14 protein-coding genes are annotated in these 16,361 nt (G+C 44.4%); 2 read left to right on the top strand and 12 right to left on the bottom strand.

What is annotated here, in order from left to right:
* Positions 1–318 precede the first annotated feature (318 nt).
* The 12 genes from IH597_14765 to IH597_14710 all read right to left on the bottom strand — a co-directional run bounded on the left by IH597_14765 (position 319) and on the right by IH597_14710 (position 11,254).
* Entirely contained in the window at positions 319–1,008 is a 690-nt protein-coding gene (locus IH597_14765) for a nucleotidyl transferase AbiEii/AbiGii toxin family protein (GenBank protein MBE0663715.1), read from the bottom strand.
* Positions 956–1,324: a hypothetical protein gene (locus IH597_14760; GenBank protein ID MBE0663714.1), complete on the bottom strand. Its 369-nt coding sequence runs from the start codon at positions 1,322–1,324 to the stop codon at positions 956–958. Before IH597_14760 ends, IH597_14765 begins: the two co-directional genes overlap by 53 nt.
* Before the next feature lie 106 nt (positions 1,325–1,430).
* Positions 1,431–1,820, bottom strand: a complete 390-nt coding sequence (locus IH597_14755) for a four helix bundle protein (GenBank protein MBE0663713.1) — start codon at positions 1,818–1,820, stop codon at positions 1,431–1,433.
* Positions 1,821–2,020: 200 nt separating this feature from the next.
* On the bottom strand, positions 2,021–2,356 hold the full coding sequence (locus tag IH597_14750) for a DUF86 domain-containing protein (protein ID MBE0663712.1): 336 nt from the start codon (positions 2,354–2,356) through the stop codon (positions 2,021–2,023).
* Positions 2,346–2,657 (bottom strand): nucleotidyltransferase domain-containing protein, encoded by a 312-nt coding sequence (locus IH597_14745; GenBank protein MBE0663711.1) that lies wholly within the window; start codon positions 2,655–2,657, stop codon positions 2,346–2,348. The genes IH597_14750 and IH597_14745 overlap by 11 nt, the downstream gene beginning before the upstream one ends.
* Positions 2,658–3,131: 474 nt before the next feature.
* Complete coding sequence (gene cysN, locus IH597_14740; GenBank protein MBE0663710.1) at positions 3,132–5,051, bottom strand: sulfate adenylyltransferase subunit CysN; 1,920 nt, start codon at positions 5,049–5,051, stop codon at positions 3,132–3,134.
* Between the two features lie 235 nt (positions 5,052–5,286).
* Positions 5,287–5,697: a four helix bundle protein gene (locus IH597_14735; GenBank protein MBE0663709.1), complete on the bottom strand. Its 411-nt coding sequence runs from the start codon at positions 5,695–5,697 to the stop codon at positions 5,287–5,289.
* Positions 5,698–5,821: 124 nt separating this feature from the next.
* Entirely contained in the window at positions 5,822–6,748 is a 927-nt protein-coding gene (cysD, locus tag IH597_14730; protein ID MBE0663708.1) for a sulfate adenylyltransferase subunit CysD, read from the bottom strand.
* 345 nt (positions 6,749–7,093) lie between these two features.
* The gene (gene cysC / locus IH597_14725; GenBank protein MBE0663707.1) at positions 7,094–7,702 is read right to left on the bottom strand and encodes an adenylyl-sulfate kinase; all 609 of its coding nucleotides are present in this window, start codon (positions 7,700–7,702) and stop codon (positions 7,094–7,096) included.
* Positions 7,695–8,555: a 3'(2'),5'-bisphosphate nucleotidase CysQ gene (gene cysQ, locus IH597_14720; GenBank protein ID MBE0663706.1), complete on the bottom strand. Its 861-nt coding sequence runs from the start codon at positions 8,553–8,555 to the stop codon at positions 7,695–7,697. Before cysQ ends, cysC begins: the two co-directional genes overlap by 8 nt.
* A 1-nt stretch (position 8,556) precedes the next feature.
* A complete protein-coding gene (locus IH597_14715; GenBank protein MBE0663705.1) occupies positions 8,557–10,350 on the bottom strand; it encodes an SLC13 family permease in 1,794 nt (597 codons plus the stop codon).
* Positions 10,351–10,594: 244 nt separating this feature from the next.
* Positions 10,595–11,254 carry a class I SAM-dependent methyltransferase gene (locus tag IH597_14710; GenBank protein ID MBE0663704.1) on the bottom strand — a complete coding sequence of 220 codons (660 nt, stop codon included), beginning with the start codon at positions 11,252–11,254 and terminating at the stop codon, positions 10,595–10,597.
* Positions 11,255–11,347: 93 nt separating this feature from the next.
* Here IH597_14710 and IH597_14705 point away from each other — a divergent pair, with 93 nt between their 5' ends.
* Together IH597_14705 and IH597_14700 are read left to right on the top strand one after the other, a co-directional pair.
* Positions 11,348–13,258, top strand: a complete 1,911-nt coding sequence (locus IH597_14705) for a tetratricopeptide repeat protein (protein MBE0663703.1) — start codon at positions 11,348–11,350, stop codon at positions 13,256–13,258.
* Between the two features lie 130 nt (positions 13,259–13,388).
* The gene (locus IH597_14700) at positions 13,389–16,310 is read left to right on the top strand and encodes an insulinase family protein (GenBank protein ID MBE0663702.1); all 2,922 of its coding nucleotides are present in this window, start codon (positions 13,389–13,391) and stop codon (positions 16,308–16,310) included.
* Positions 16,311–16,361 lie beyond the last annotated feature (51 nt).

The following is a 16,361-nucleotide window of genomic DNA, read 5'->3' as shown; positions in this document are numbered from 1 at the left end:
AAAAGTCACAAATTGCTGATTTTTATCGTTTTTGACCCCTGACCCCTAAAGGGGAAACGCTAAAAATCAGCACTTTGTGGAAGTCCCCTTTAGGGGATTTAGGGGCAGATAAACTTTTCGGAGTGGACTCAAGTTTCGGGTTCGGTCATTGAGTTTGTCGAAGTGATGGGTTCAAGGTTCGGCGTTCAGGGTTTGACGTTCGGCGTTTTGCGTTCGAGTATAATCTACTTTAGTTGTGGACTGCCGCTGCCAACTGCCGCTGTCAACTTATTTTGGTTTCGGGTAAAGTGAGGGTACTTAATTTAGAATGGCTCCTGCCTACTTAGATGCCGACAGACTGTTATCTCTTCCTGTAAAAAGATCGTTGAGCACGATGGTAATATCCTGTTTAAATTGTTCAGGGTTGTATGCCTGAATCCACTTAATTTCCTCAAGTCTGCTTATTGGGAATTCGTTGATGATCAGTATGACTTCAGATTCATCAACCCACATATCCTTCATCTTTGCTTCAGCGATTACTTCTTTCCAGTTGAATGGATATTTTCTGGCGATTTCAATGATATCAACCAGATCCTTTGCTTCACGACGTGATAAAGCGCCTATTTTATTGCTTAGGATGTTCCTGGGATTATCGGTTCGTTTATAAAGAACTGTTTCAATGGGTTCTCCGTGCCTGAATGAAACATCATTCACAAATTCCAACTTCAGCGATGCGTCGGGTTCATTAATAAAGATCCGCACAAAGGTATCTGCGGTTAAGGTTACCTCAACTTTATCGTGAAAATTAGCTCTTAAGGTATCTACTGATTTTTGAACCTGTAAATGAAAATCCTCAGCCTGGTTGAGAAAGAAATCAAGATCATCGGAGTAACGATGACTTAGATAGGCCCGGCTAAGGGCTGTTCCTCCGGTCAGGTAAAAGCCGGTATCCAGCTCGTTGAGTGCTTTCAGCACTTTATCCTGCAAGGGGTATAGGATTCTTTCGTAATATTTCGGCGAGGGCTGCATAGCGTTTTTGCAGTGTTTTGGTTCTTAGCGTTCCAATAAGCTGATCATCAAGTAAGCTGTTGAGCTGATCAGCGGGAACGATCTCCAGAATCTGATACCATGAGTAGGTTTCCATGAGACGCCTGAAGAGCCTTTCTTTTGTAATATGATCCACCTGGTTTACCTGCCCAGTTAGCAAGTGATAAAGCTTGCCGGGGTCAATATCCACATCCCAGAATGCTTTGGAAAGGTATCGTTTTATTTCAGCAGGGGGAAGCATGTTTGGCGTTAGGGGTTTTGGCGTTCGGGGTTCGGGGTTCGGCGTCCCGATAGCCATCGGGAGGCGTTCGGGGTTTGATGTTTGACGTTTGGCGTTTGACGTTTGGCGTTTGATGTTTGGCGTTTGATGTTTGGCGTTTGGCGTTCGGGGTTGAAGAAGGTAGCTAGTTTTTAAATTTATACCCTTTGAAAGTGGTTGAATTTAGATATCCAATGAAATTGCTGATTTTTCTGGATATTTTGTCGGTTCTTTCAAGTAATTCTGCTAAAACTTCAGTGGTTATGTAGTGAAAATCTAAAGCCCGGTATGACTGGGAGCGAACTTCATCGTTCGACCCTTTGGCAATGCTGAGAAAATTCACAAATTCACGATTACCTCCCCTCCCAAATCCTTCAGCGATATTATCCATAATTGAACCACCTGCAGCACGAATTTGATCGCGAAATTTATAATCATCACAAAAAGGCTTAACAGAAGTTATTTTGTAGATCAATTGACATAACTCTCTCGAATCCTGCCAAATCTCCAAATCCTCAAATCTTTCTACCTTCATCTTCGTTACAAAATCTTCCACGTATTTAAAACCTAACGTCGAACTCCGAACGCCAAACTACTTTTCGGCTCTTCCGAAACTTCGATTCCCAGGGCTGCAATCCCCTCGTTCCTCGCGGCTTGTATCCCTTAACTCCGAACATAAATTATTGCAAGGGGAAAATCCCCTTCTCTCTTAAATACTTTATGATGCGGTTGGGTTTAGTCCATTAATAATGCTTGAATTTCTTTTTGCAATTTCGGTAGATGGTTCAAAACTATTCCCCAAATAATCACATCGTCAACTTTATCGTATCCATGAATTACCCAATTTCTGGTATCCACTATTCTTCTTGCATTTTCAATCTTCAGGTCAGGATATTGTTTCAAAATCTTGTTAATAGCTTCTCCAATAATCTCAATTTCCCGCTCAATCGCTCTGCGTAAGAGTTTGTTATTCAAATATTCCTTAAAGTCCCGCTTGTTTCCCAGGTACTCATAAATTGAGTTTATCGAAACATTTACATCATAAAGGTGTTTTTTGATTTCAGGCTTCATAAATCAGTACTTTATTCTTGTTAACCGACTCAATAAAATAAGGATTTGATAACGAACGTTCAGTAATGACGTCTATTTTACGGTCAAAAAGTTCTCTTAGTTTATATTGAAGTTGAAAGTAATTCTCAGAGTATTCTTCAGGTAATATGCTATCTTCAAAGGATATTAGAAAGTCAATGTCACTGTTTTCTCTGAATTTGTCTGCTGTTACAGCGGATCCAAATGCGTAAAGTCTTCTGATCTTTAGTTCTTCGCAAATATTTTTAAGTTCTTCTTTCCGTTTTTCTAATATAGGTTGCATATTATTGAGTTTGAGACTTTAGTGTTTGAGGTTCGGGGTTTGGCGTTCGGCGTCCCGATAGCTATCGGGAGGTGTTCGGGGTTCAAGGTTCCGGGTTCCGTGTTTGAGATCAATGTTCGAGGTTTGACGTTTGACGTTCCTGGTTCAAAGTTTAGTAAAATCTAACATAGTTGTGGACTGCCGCTGCCAACGGCCGCTGTCAACTTATTTCGGGTTACGGTTTATTCATTTTCGGTCAAGTTGTCTGTTAGATTTTTATGTTTAATTCAAGTCGTCCGCCAAAACCAAGTTCAATGATTTTTTGAAGTCCCAGGGCTGCAATCCCCTCGTTCCTCGCGGCTTGTATCCCTTAACGTCGAACTCCAAACGTCAAACGCTAATTTCCTTTTCGTATCTTCGATCCCGAAACTTCGATTCCCAGGGCTGCAATCTCCTCGTTCCTCGCGGCTTGTATCCCTTAACGCCGAACACAAATTATTGCACCGGAAAAATCCCCTTCTCCCGCAAAAACTTTATGATGCGGTTGGGGTTAAGGCCATTATCTTCGGGTTTGAGGGTGAAAACTGGATTTGAAGGTATTTCGTAAACGGCATCTACTCCGGGCACCTTGACGGCTTTGCCTTCGGATGCTTTTTGATATAATTCGGGTTTGTTTTTCTGACAGTAGTCGAGGCTGGCATCCATAAATACCAAGTGGAAGCGTTCGGGCCGGATAATACCGGCTACCTGTTGACGGATATCTTCGCCGGGCGAGATAAACGAACAGATGGTGATAATTCCCTGGTCGTTGAGCAGGCGACAAACGTGGGCTACACGACGGAGGTGTTCGGCACGGTCGGTGGCAGTGAAATCGAGTTCACGGGAGAGGCCGGAGCGCACGGCGCTGCCTTCGAGCACAACAACGGTGGCGCCCATATCAAAGAGTCTTTTCTCAAGCAAAAATGCCAGTTCGTTTTTTCCACTACCATGCAAACCGGTGATCCAGATGGTAGCGCCCTGCTGGTTGTAGCGTTTCTGGTATTCTGAGTCACCGATAAGGCCCTGCCCTTTGTCAATCCTTGCCTTGTCCATATCGGCAATCCGTGAAGGCATTTCTTCGGTGCTCACCCTTTCAATAATCATCCCAACCGCGGAAGTGTTGTTTGTGATCGGGTCAATAAGAATAAACGAGCCTGTCTGGCGGTTTTTGATATACAAATCGAAAAGCAGTGGTTTTACAGTTGTGATCACCACCCGCCCTATTTCGTTAAGCGAAAGGTAATCCACCGTGGATTTCTCCAGTGTGTTCACATCTACACGGTAGCGGATCTGGTCAATGCGGGCTTTGTTGCCATTGCTGTTGTGCTTCAGGAAGTATTGCTTCTGAAGGTCCATAGGCTCTTCGTCCATCCACACCATCATGGCTTCAAAATGTCGTTCTATCTTAGGAAGGTTATCCGGGTGAACCAGCATCTCACCACGGGAGATATCAATTTCATCTTCGAGGGTGATGGTAACGGACTGCGGTGGGAATGCAATTTCAGGATTACCATCATAAGTTATGATTTCCTTTACTCTGGAAACCTTCCGTGATGGCAAAGCCATGACAGCATCGCCTTTGCGGATAATCCCTGAAGCCACTTTTCCTGAAAAACCGCGGAAACTTAAATCGGGTCGAAGCACATATTGAACCGGGAACCTGAGGTCGTTGAAATTGCGGTCGGAACCAATATGCACGGTTTCAAGAAACTCAAGCAAGGGTTTGCCGTTATACCAGGGCATCTTATCGCTTTTTTCTACCACATTGCAGCCGTGCAGCGCGGCAAGAGGGATGAAATCAATATCGGGAATGTTGAGGCGGGATACAAAACCACGGTAATCGGCACATATATTATCAAACACCTTCTGGTCATAATCAACGAGGTCCATTTTGTTTACAGCCAGCACCGCATGTTTGATGCCCAGCAGCGAAACCAAATAGGTATGCCTCCTGGTTTGTGTGATGACCCCTTTGGTGGCATCAATCAGGATGATGGCCAGGTTGGCTGTACTGGCGCCTGTGACCATGTTTCGGGTATATTGTTCATGGCCGGGCGTATCGGCGATGATGAACTTGCGCTTGTTTGTACTGAAATAGCGGTAAGCCACATCAATGGTGATGCCTTGTTCGCGCTCGGCTTTCAAACCATCCAGCAACAATGCATAATCTGTAAACTCGCCTGCATGGCCAATGCGTTTGCTGTCTTTCTCAAGCGAAGTCAGATGATCTTCGTACACTTTTTTAGAATCAAAGAGCAATCGTCCAATCAAAGTTGATTTTCCGTCATCAACTGAGCCAGCGGTGAGCAACCGTAGTAGATCTTTCGTTTGATCCTGGTTAAGGAAATCGTGGATGTTTATTGGAGTGGTGGTCATGTTGTAACGATGTTGGGTGTTGGATGGAGTATTGGAGTGATGGAGTAATGGAGTTATGGAGTAATGGAGTGATGGAGTGATGGAGTTTTGGAGTGATGGAGTTTTGGAGTGATGGAGTTTTGGAGTGATGGAGTTTTGGAGTGATGGAGTGATGGAGTAATGGAGTGATGGAATTATGGAGTAATGGAGTAATGGAGTTATGGAGTAATGGAGTGATGGAGTGATGGAGTGATGGTTAGTGGTAAGTTTGATCCCAGGCTTGGTTGGTGGCCATTTTCTTTTGGATGGCCTCCGCTAGCTTGATCAAGCCATTTTCTGTTTTATAATGGTGATCGTCAAAACGTTCAAATTCATCATCGGAAATTAATTCTGCACTGTGAAAGCTTATCATTGAGCTGTTAAGTTCACCGCAAGAACCCAAACTTATATTTAAAAAATTCAGGTATTCTTTGGCTGACCTTCTGCAATAACCCTCAGCAATGTTTCTGAGAATGCTGTGCGCAGCATCAAGGGTATTCATTTTGGATTTCTTCAAATCCCAGGGCAGTGTTTTAAGTACCTGGTTTGTAATAATAAAAAGTTCAACTGCATCATTCCATACCCTCAATTTCTTAAACCCACGATTCACATTTCTACGCTCTTCCATACATCCATTATTCCAACCAGATAACTTTAGGGATTACATTACTCCATCACTCCATTACTCCAATTATTAAAAAATTACGATTCAGCCCCACAGCATCACAGCATCACTGTATCACTGTACTACATCAAAAATACCCCTCCCTCTTCTTCTGCTCCATGCTGCCTTCCTGGTCGAAGTCAATGACGCGGGTGGTGCGTTCGGATTTGGTGGCGATCATCATTTCCTCGACGATCTTTTCGATGGTGTCGGCATCGGATTCGACGGCGCCAGTGAGTGGGTAGCAGCCCAGCGTGCGGAAGCGTACTTGTCTCATCATAGCTGTAGCTGCCAGTTCTTTGGGCATGCGGTCGTCGTCTACCATTACCAGGGCTCCGTTGTATTCCACCACCGGGCGTTCTTTGGCAAAATATAAAGGAACAATTGGAATTTTTTCGAGGCGGATGTATTGCCAGATGTCAAGTTCAGTCCAGTTGCTGATCGGGAAGACACGGATGGATTCGCCTTTGTGGACTCTTGCATTGTAGATATCCCATAATTCGGGGCGTTGGTTTTTAGGGTCCCATTGGTGGAAGCGGTCGCGGAAGGAGAAAATGCGCTCTTTGGCGCGGCTTTTTTCTTCATCGCGGCGTGCCCCTCCGAAGGCTGCGTCAAAACCGTATTTTGAAAGTCCTTCCAATAATGCTTCTGTTTTCATAATATCAGTGTGCACCTTGCTGCCGTGTGTAAAAGGCCCAATGCCGCTTTCGAACCCTTTCTTGTTGGAATGCACGATCAGGTCCCAGCCTTTTTCTTTTGCATAATTATCGCGGAATTCGATCATCTCGCGGAATTTCCACTTACTATCAATGTGCATGAGCGGGAATGGCACTTTGCCGGGATAAAATGCTTTTTCAGCTAGCCGGACCATTACGGAAGAATCTTTTCCGATTGAATAAAGCATAACGGGATTTTCGAACTCGGCGGCTACCTCACGGATGATGTGAATGCTTTCGGCTTCCAACTCGCGGAGGTTGGTAAGGGTGAAGGAGGGGGTGGTGTGTGGATTAGTCAATTGGTTGATTGGTTAATTGGTTGCTGGTTGCTTGATTTGGGTCATACAATTGTCATTCGGTTGTAATACAGTAGTTGCTGGTTGCTGGTTGATTGGAAGATTCAAGATTCGAAATTCAAGATTCAAGATTGAGCCTGGTCCGAAAAGTCACAAACTGTTCATTTTTACCGTTTTTAGCCCCTGACCCCTAAAGGGGAAACGCTAAAAATGAGCAGTTTGCGAAAGTCCCCTTTAGGGGATTTAGGGGCATATTTAATTTTCGGAGTGGACTCAAAATTTAAGATTCAAGATTCGGAAATCTACAAAAGACAGGAATTTTGAATATGGAATATGAAATTTTGAATTCTAAAAAGAGTGGCGGTAGGTGACTACGGGAAGAATGTACTTCAGGCTTATGCTGAGAGATTCTTCAATGCTTAGTTTATCTGTGTCGAGTATTATGTCGGGGTTCTCAGGTGGATCGAAAGGGCTGTCAATACCCGTAAAATTCTTGATCTTGCCTTCCCTTGCTTTTTGATACAATCCTTTGGTATCCCGTTGTTCGCAGACCTCAAGTGGTGCGTTTACAAAAATCTCGATGATGTTATCACGGCCAATGACTTCGTAGGCGATCTGCCTGATCTTGCGTGTCGGACTGATGAAACTGTTGATGCAGATAATGCCGCAATTGAGAAATAATTTTGAAACCTCTGATATGCGACGGATATTTTCCAACCGATCAGCTTCGCTAAAGCCCAGGTTGTTATTTATGCCAGCCCTTATATTATCGCCATCCAGTATCTGGGTCAGAAAGAGCCGACGATTCAATTCAAGTTCAATGCCACGGGCGATGGTTGTTTTTCCTGAGCCACTTAGCCCGGTCATCCAGATTACGCGGGCATGCTGCTTGAGCAGTTTTTCCTTGTCACTGCGGCCAAGAATCTGGTCGAAGACGGTAAAGATATTTTCAGGCATTGTTGTTTTTGTGTTCATACCAGGTTTGTTGTATGTTTTGGCTCAGCGCAATGAACCAGGGATTAAGTATATTTTCTTTATTATATCTAAGTGATTGATCATTGTTGGCCGCCAGCAAAACCTTTCCTCCGGAGGCTACAACAATGGCATGCCCGGCGGCGGTGTCCCATTCGCTTGTGGGTGCGAACCGGGGGTAAATGCCTGCACTGCCTTCGGCGATCATGCACAACTTCAAGGAGCTGCCCCTTGAAACGATGCGGGCATCAGGGTATTTTCTTTTCATGCCCTCGACAAAAGCTGATGTTTCCGGGTTCAGATGCGAACGGCTGGCTACGATTCCCGGTGAGCTGTTATGGTTCACAGGCAATCGGGTCGCAACTCCTGAAATAAGCATATCAGCCGGGGCTACTGCAGAAGCTGAAGTGATTTTCCAGGCACCATGCTGAACATCGCCGGCATACAATTCATCAAGAACGGGAACGTATATTACGCCTTTGGTTGGCGAGTGGTTTTCGATCAAGGCTATATTCACCGTAAATTCGCCATTGCGCCTGATAAATTCCTTGGTGCCGTCTAGCGGATCAACAAGCCAGAATGTTTTCCAGGCTTTGCGTTCGCGAAAAGGAATACTGACACTTTCTTCGCTCAGCAGGGGAATCGTAGCCGAAGCAAGGATTTCAGTGATGGTCTGGTGTGCAATCCTGTCGGCAAGCGTCAAAGGGGAATTGTCGGACTTTAGTTCAACCTCAAAATCGCTTCTGCCGTAGACTTTAAGAATCTCTTTTCCGGCGGCTAAAGCAGCCTGGATTGCCAGCGTTAGTAAGTTGTTTCTATGTCTTTCTTTTACATCCATTCTAATCGTACAAACGTAAATTGTATTGCAGTATAAGGCCAAACACTGCCACCACCATGAACAGTAGCGAGAGAGGCAGCCCTACCCTCATAAAGTCTTTGAAATTATAGCCTCCCGGCCCATATACCATCAGGTTGGTTTGATAGCCGATAGGTGTTAAAAAAGCTGCTGCACCGGCAAAGGCGACGATCAGCACAAAAGGTTTGGCATTGATACCCAGATCGAAAGCCATACTCAGGGCTACCGGGAAAACGATGGCAACCGCTGCAGCATTGGCCAGTAATGAAGTGAGGATGTTGGTAATAATAAAGATACCGACAAGAACGCCTACAATGCCAAACGGCTTAAAGATTTTGAATGAAGCTTCAGCAAAACTTGAAGCCACTCCGGACTTGATCATGGCGGTTCCTAAGGCAAGGGAAAGCGCCAGGATCACAATCAGGTTGAAATCAATGCTTTTAACCACATCCTTAGGCGAAACCATTTTTGTGAGCATAATCAGCAGCAACAGTAATATGAGCGCCGTGAAAAGTTTCACAAAGCCAAGCGCTGAAGCGACAATCGAGAGAACGATGCCCCCGATGAGCAAGACCTGTTTATACACCGGTTGCTTGTTGAATTCCTGGAGGCGGCTGATGATATAAAATTCCGGCGTGTCCTTGCTCATCAGGTTGAAATCTTCGCCTGTCAACAGCAAGAGAACGTCGCCGGCAACCATTTTCACCTCTCCCAGCTTACCTGAAACACGTTCACCATTGCGGTGAATGGCTATGATGGCCGCATCAAACCTGCTTCTGAAATTGATTTCTTTGGCCGTTTTTGAAACCAACGTAGAATTGTAGGAAATTACCACTTCAACAATGGCAGTCTGGGTTTTGCGGGCGTACATACCAATCTGTGCCAATTGCAATCCGCTGCGGGATTCTACCATTTCGGTGATTGACTGGGTTTCGCCGGCAAACAAAAGGACGTCGTGTTCTTTGAGCCGTGTATAGGAACTCACGGGCTTGATGGATTGATCGTTGCGAAGAATTTCAACTAAAAAGAGACCTTTAAGGTTTCTCAACCCGGCCTCTTCAATAGTTTTTCCATGAAATTCCCCGCCATTGGCAATCCGTACTTCGGCGATGTACTCACGGCTCTGTTGTTCAAGGTTCTGAATGACATCTGCATTTTCCGGAAGTAAACGTCCGCTGAAAAAGATCAGATAAAGAACGCCGAGGATCAACATCGGAACACCAACGAAACTGAAATCAAAGATTTGCAGCGGCTCAATATTCACACCAAGCTTTTGATCGGCCACCATACCGGCTACGAGCAGATTGCTTGAAGTTCCGATCAGTGTAGCGGTGCCTCCCAGTATGGCCGCATATGAAAGCGGGATCAGAAGTTTTGAAGGGGCAACATTGTTTTTTTTGCACCAGGCATTTACATAAGGGATCATGATGGCAACCAGGGGTGTGTTGTTCAGGAATGCTGAAAAACCTGCCACCATGAACAGCATCCTGACTTTAAACCTTCGATAGGTATGTATTTTTGCAAAAGTCCGGCGAAACAGGCCGTCGAGCACACCGGTCTTTCGGATTATATCACCCAGTAAAAAAAGCATAGCTACAACAGCAATCTGCTCATTGGCAAAGCCGCCAAGAATTTCGACAGGCGTAAGAATACGAAAAACACCCAGTACAGCAATCCCGATGGTGAAGGTAAATCCCGCCCCTATCCAGTTATTGTAGAGCGTCAGGGTTATAAAAACGAGAACCGCAATAACTACGTAGCCTTCAAAGGTGATCAATGGATGATAGGTTATGAGTGAAGGGGCGAAAAGTGAACTGTAGTGTGTAAGAACACCTGGAGGGGACCGGTGCGGCGTTGTGGTTAAGAAAACTTAATGTGGTCTACACAGCTTCGCCCCGTCAGTCCCAATTTTTGTTGAGTGACAGAGCGAAATTACTAAATCTTATTACCCGGCAATGCCTTAAAAACCTATGATTTCAGATTAAGTTCAAAAATAATAAATAAAAAATATTTAATTGGCATCATTTCAATACGATAAAAGATTTCACTAATCCGAAAAATTTTTCCTCATAAAATCTTGCCCCCGGAAACAAACGCTTTAACTCGCTTTTTTTCAACAACCGCACGGAAAGGCAGATTTGTATGGCTTTTTTACGGTCGGGGACCTTGTTATACCATCCAAGATTGAAATATTGAAGAAGGCTTGCCTGCAACCACAGGGGAAAAAACTGAAAAAACGGAAAAAGGAAATGGGGTTCGAGCGGAAAATAATAGTTGGGGGTTTGAAGAAAGATTTTCTTTGCCACGCGCATCATCTCCGCTGCCATTTTCTGCTGATCCCCGAAACTTCCCACATGCTCAATCACAGAATTTGAGAATGCAATATCAAATTCCTGATCGCCAAACTGCTTCAAATCGAGCGCATCGCCTGTAACAAAGGTAAAACCTTCATAATCAACTGCCGATGGTTTAAGATTTATAAGAGTGATGCTTACTCCGGGCTGCCCGGTGAAACCCATGCGTTCCCAGAAAAGGCCTGTGCCACCTACATCAATTATTTTTATCGGGCGAGGCAGTTCATGTATAAGGCTCAGGAATAACCTGAACCGTTTTTGCCTTAAGCGGTCAGCCAGAGAGCCCTGTTTTGCATTATTTGCTAAATTTTTAAGAAATATACGCATGTGTGTTTTTCTGGCATCAGCCGGCAAAAGTAAATTATTTATTTTTGAACTTTCTTACCCACAAAGCTATTTATAGTTTGCAATAACCAAAAGATGAAGCCTGCTAAAAAAAATCCCCGAAAGGAGCCAGCACGTAATCCTACGCTGCTTTTTAACATTTTTACCGTATTCACAATCATTTTCATCCCTGTTTTTCACATCCCCCGTGCCCTTGACCAGGCCTTAATGCCGCGAACCATGGCGCTCAGCGTGTTTGTGCTTTTGATGGCATTTTGGTTTTTTGGCAGAAAGAAAGTCAGCCACTTCAGTTTCTCAATATTCCGGCGAAACATATTCCCGGTATTGCTTGGCTACCTGGCAGTTGTAATTATCTCCATTGCATTCGCAGTTAATTACAGGGAGAGTTTTTATGATATTGTACGAACCTTTCTCTTTGTGTCGGTTGTGGGTATCTCAGCCCTTGTGTTTTCACACTCTGATGGCTGGCAGAAAAAACTTCCAAAATTTGTAATTGTTGCCGCCGGCATCGCTCTGATAATTGGAGCAGTGCAGTATTACAAGCACGTGATCACCGGCACAGTAACATTGCTGCCTGATGGCAGGCCTGTGATTTACCTTGTTTCAGGCTTGATGTTTCATAAAAATGAATACTCAACAGCGCTGATGCTCATGCTTCCATTCGTTGCTTATGCAATTTACATTTACAGGGGAGCCTGGAGAGCCGCAGCCATCGTAACGGCTTTGTTGTTGCTGGTTATGATTGTCCTGGTTCAGACCCGCGCTGTTTGGGTTGGATTGGCTGTATCATTCGCTGCAGTTACGGTAATTTATGTGTTTTATGCGCGCAGCCTCAGCCTTCCCCTGCTCTACCGCAATATCCTGATTGGAGGAATGCTTGCCGGGCTGATTGGAATTGCGATTATTTTCAGTATAGAGAAACCCGAAGACCCTAGGTCCTTGCTTGGTCGCGTCAGGTCAATTACGGATACAGGTTCAAAGGATAATGTTCACCGGCTCAATATCTGGAAATCAACCATAGAGCTGATTAAAGACCGGCCACTTACAGGAACCGGCGCCGGTAACTGGCGGCTTAACGCTGCCTATTATTTTGACGGTAAGTTCGATCAGGTTCCGCAATTAAACTGGGCAAGGCCTCATAACGACTTTCTCTGGGTCTTTGCCGAAAAAGGATTAATCGGGTTCTTGCTATACCTTGCTTATTTTGGCTTCGCATTTTACTATCTCCTGCGCATCATCAGGCGCAGCCCGAAAACTGAAGATAAGATACTTGCATTGCTCTTTTTTGCCGGGATTGTTGCTTACCTCGCTGTTTCATTTTTCAGTTTCCCTTACGAACGCATCAACCACCAGGTTTATATGGGCATTTTTATTGGCGGATCACTCGCTATGCTACAGGCCTTTTCACCTGCCCTGCCTTTTAATCCAAGCCGCAGGGCCATTTTAACACCTGTAATCATTTTTTCGGTTTTTGGGGCAATGTATGGATACAACACCACCGTGCAGGAAAACTACCTGAACAAAGCCCTGAGTGCAATGAAGGCTGAGAACTGGCGGGCTTACCTGCATAATGCGCAAATGGCTACGAACCCTTTCAAAAGCCTCGATCCCTTGTCGAATCCACCTGAGTATTATGAAGGAATGGCGCTTGCCAAACTCAACCGCCACCCTGAAGCTGTGGTGGCGTATGAAAAAGCTTTCAGGCAATTCCCTAATAATATGTGGATACTTCACTGGATGGGACAATCCTATTACCAGGTGGGCAGGTATGAGGAAGCCATTGAGTGCCTGGAAAAGGTACTTGAGATTATTCCCGAACACAAAGAGGCATATATCAATCTTTCAGCGACTTACTATAAAATGGGCGACTATCAAAAATCGGCAGATGCCCTGAAAAGAATCAAAGATTGGGAAAAAGACGAAGCAGTAGTAAGAAACCTGGGGGTGCTTGAAAATCTTTTGAACCCTGAAACCGGCAAGCCATAGCCGGTACGTTGCTTTCCTTTATCGCCCGCTCCTGCTATCTTCAAGGCCTACAGGACTGCGTATAATTCCGGAAAACTTCTTTATTCATGAATCTTAACTAATTTTACCAAATGAATATAAATCAAACCTTATGAAAAAAATTACCCCTTTGTTGATCATTGCCAGTATGTTATTTACTTTTTTCCTGGCAACTTATTCAGGCTATGCACAAAAAGTGTATGAATACAAAAGTATACCGGGCGATCCGCTGCAGGCGAGAATTTACACGCTTGAAAATGGCCTGACCGTTTTTTTAAGCGTATATAAAGATGCCCCAAGGATTCAAACCGCCATTGCCGTTCGCACTGGAAGTAAGCACGACCCTACTGACAATACCGGCCTTAGCCATTATCTTGAACACATGATGTTCAAAGGTTCAGAAAATTATGGAACCATGAACTATGTGGAAGAGCAGTATTTCCTGAACCAGGTTGACAGCCTTTTTGAAGTGTTCAGGGCGTTGGATGATCCAGCTGAAAGGCTTGCCGTTTACGAAAATATTGACAGCATATCAACTCTCGCCTCCCGTTTGGCCATTGCCAATGAGTATGATATGATGATGTCGGCCATTGGCGCCAAAGGAACAAATGCCTTTACGGGTGTTGAGCAAACGGTGTATATCAACGATATTCCTTCGAACCAACTCGAGAAGTGGCTGAGCATTGAAGCCGAGCGTTTCAGCAAACCGGTGTTCAGACTTTTCCATACAGAACTGGAAACCGTTTATGAAGAGAAAAACATGAGCCTGGATAATGATGGCCGGAAAGTGATGGAAGCGCTGATGGCAGGTCTTTATCCGAACCATACCTATGGAACCCAAACCACCCTGGGTTCGCAGGAACATTTAAAAAACCCTTCGCTGCTTAGCCTGAAGGAATACTATAACAGCCGTTATGTGCCTAATAATATGGCCATAGCCATGTCAGGCGAGTTCGATCCGGATGTAGTTATCCGACAGATTGATGAGAAATTCAGTGTGTTAGAGCCCAGGCCTTTAACGCCTTTTGAACCGGCCATTGAAGCCCCCATCACAAAACCCGTTGTCAGGGAAGTTGTGGGCCCTGATGCTGAAAGCCTTCGCATTGGGTTCAGACTACAAGGATATGCCGACCGCGATGCAGACATGCTCAGCATTATGAGCATGATCCTTACCAACCGCACAGCGGGGCTGCTTGACCTGAACCTCGTTCAGGCGCAGAAAGTGCTTTCAGCCAGCAGTTCAGCGTATATTAAACAAGATTATTCAACACATATTTTTTCAGGAACTCCTAAACAGGGGCAAACGCTTGAAGAAGTTGCCGAACTGATACTTGAACAGATTGAACTTGTGAAAAAAGGTGATTTCCCCGATTGGATGGTGAGCGCAATTATCAATGATTTCAAGATGCGCGAGCTACGCTCGTTTGAAAGCAACTGGGCCAGGGTCAGTACCATGTACAGTTCTTTCCTGATGGAGGTGCCTTATTCATATGTCGCCAACAGGCTCGACAGGCTTTCAAAAATCACCAAGGAAGACATTGTAAACTTTGCCAAACAAAACTATGCTGATAATTATGTGGTTGTTTATAAACGCACCGGTGTTGATGATTCGATCATCAAAATGGACAAACCACCCATCACACCTATTGAAGTGAACAGGGTTGCACAATCCGGTTTTGTGAAAGAAATCCTGGCTACCGAAACTCCTAAGATAGAACCCGTATTTCTTGATTACCAAAAAGATATCCAACAATTTTCCTATTCAAACCGGGTTCCGGTTTACTACAGTCAAAATACCGAAAATGATATTTTCAACCTTTATTACATCTTTGATCTGGGAACCAACCATGATACAAAACTTAGCCTCGCGCTGAATTATTTGAAATACTTAGGCACAACAGAATATAGCCCTTCCGAAATTCAACAGGAATTTTATAAAACCGGCTGCTCATTTAATGTTTTCAGCAGCGAAGACCAGGTGTATGTAACCCTGACCGGACTTACTGAAAATTTTCAGCAAGGACTCAATCTGTTTGAGCATTTGCTTGCCAATGCCCAGGCCAACGAAGAAGCCTTGAGCAACCTCGTGCAAGACGTGTTGAAGCGCCGTAATGATAACAAATTATCCAAATCAGCCATATTATGGGGAGCGATGTATAATTATGTTGTCTATGGTGAAGAATCGCCTTACACCAATATGCTTAGCGCAGATGAACTGGAGAAGCTTGAAGCGCAGGAACTGATAGATATTATCACAGGCCTTTCTTCGTACGAACACCGCATACTTTATTATGGTACCCATAGCCAGGAGGATCTGACCGCAATGTTGCAGAAGCATCACAACTTGCCACAGGAGTTTAAGCCGTTGCCCGAAGAAAAGAAATTTGCCGAAAATGACATCCAGTCAAACAAGGTATTTGTTGTTGATTATGATATGAAGCAGGTAGAAATTGTCATGCTTTCAAAATCCGACAGATACAATTCATCCATGCTTCCATCTATTTCACTTTTCAATGAATATTTCGGAGCCGGTATGTCGTCAATTGTATTTCAGGAACTTCGCGAAGCCAAGGGGCTTGCTTACAGCGCTTATGCCCGCTATTCAATTCCATCGCGACCCGATCGTTCGCATTATATTACTTCATTCATCGGAACGCAAAACGATAAATTGCCCGAAGCCATGGGCGGAATGGCGGATCTGATCAATAACATGCCCGAATCGGAAAGAAGTTTCAAAACAGCCCAGGAAGCCATTGAAGAGCAGATCAGGACAGAGCGTATTACCAAGTCCAGCATATTGTTCAATTACGAGCGCGCCAAAAGAATGGGGCTTGACTACGATATCCGGAAAGATGTGTTTGCCAGTGTTCCAACAATGGAATTTAACGACCTTAAATCGTTCCAGGAAAAGTATCTGAAAGAGAAAAACTATCATATTCTTGTACTTGGCAAACGCGATGATCTGGATATGAACACTCTGGAACAATATGGCGAAGTAGAGTTCCTGACACTTGAGCAAATTTTTGGATATTAGGCCGGAATTGTCTTTTTCAATAAAAGCCTGATCATTATTTCTGATTAAAAC

The organism is Bacteroidales bacterium (assembly GCA_014860575.1).
Classification (GTDB): Bacteria; Bacteroidota; Bacteroidia; order Bacteroidales; family JAAYJT01; genus JAAYJT01.
The sequence above is the reverse complement of the archived record's forward strand: the minus strand, read 5'-3'. Positions and strand labels throughout refer to the sequence as shown.

Coding starts and splice junctions, on each gene's coding strand:
- IH597_14765 (MBE0663715.1), bottom strand. CDS start 1,008: ATGCAGCCCTCGCCGAAATATTACGAAAGAATCCTATACCCCTTGCAG.
- IH597_14700 (MBE0663702.1), top strand. CDS start 13,389: ATGAAAAAAATTACCCCTTTGTTGATCATTGCCAGTATGTTATTTACT.
- IH597_14735 (MBE0663709.1), bottom strand. CDS start 5,697: ATGGAAGAGCGTAGAAATGTGAATCGTGGGTTTAAGAAATTGAGGGTA.
- IH597_14710 (MBE0663704.1), bottom strand. CDS start 11,254: ATGCGTATATTTCTTAAAAATTTAGCAAATAATGCAAAACAGGGCTCT.
- cysC (MBE0663707.1), bottom strand. CDS start 7,702: ATGCCTGAAAATATCTTTACCGTCTTCGACCAGATTCTTGGCCGCAGT.
- IH597_14705 (MBE0663703.1), top strand. CDS start 11,348: ATGAAGCCTGCTAAAAAAAATCCCCGAAAGGAGCCAGCACGTAATCCT.
- cysN (MBE0663710.1), bottom strand. CDS start 5,051: ATGACCACCACTCCAATAAACATCCACGATTTCCTTAACCAGGATCAA.
- cysQ (MBE0663706.1), bottom strand. CDS start 8,555: ATGGATGTAAAAGAAAGACATAGAAACAACTTACTAACGCTGGCAATC.
- IH597_14755 (MBE0663713.1), bottom strand. CDS start 1,820: ATGAAGGTAGAAAGATTTGAGGATTTGGAGATTTGGCAGGATTCGAGA.
- IH597_14760 (MBE0663714.1), bottom strand. CDS start 1,324: ATGGCTATCGGGACGCCGAACCCCGAACCCCGAACGCCAAAACCCCTA.
- IH597_14750 (MBE0663712.1), bottom strand. CDS start 2,356: ATGAAGCCTGAAATCAAAAAACACCTTTATGATGTAAATGTTTCGATA.
- IH597_14745 (MBE0663711.1), bottom strand. CDS start 2,657: ATGCAACCTATATTAGAAAAACGGAAAGAAGAACTTAAAAATATTTGC.